Raw genomic sequence first — 277 nt, forward strand, 5'->3', positions numbered from 1 at the left:
GAGGCCGAGCACGAGGCAGGCCGCGGCGGCCGCGGCGCGCGGCTTGAGCCGGGCCCCGATGGGACGCAGTTGCGTGGTGCTGTCGTCGTAGTGCGCGGGGCGCGCGAACCGGACGAAGGGCCTGCCTGCCGTGTGCGGGGACGGCGTGAGGTCGACCCTGCCCACCGGCCTGCGGGGGGCGGGAGGTCGGGGCGGGGCCGGCGGGACGGGGCGCAGGCGGGTGGTGGTTTCTGTGGAGTGCGCGCCGGTGCCGTCGGTGGTGGCGGTGCGTCCGGCG

1 pseudogene is annotated in these 277 nt (G+C 79.1%); it reads right to left on the reverse strand.

Annotation, left to right across the window (positions count from 1 at the left end):
• Positions 1 to 277: pseudogene (locus G3I40_RS46300) on the reverse strand (hypothetical protein); the annotation flags it as partial.

The organism is Streptomyces sp. SID14478, assembly GCF_010548525.1.
Classification (GTDB): Bacteria; Actinomycetota; Actinomycetes; order Streptomycetales; family Streptomycetaceae; genus Streptomyces.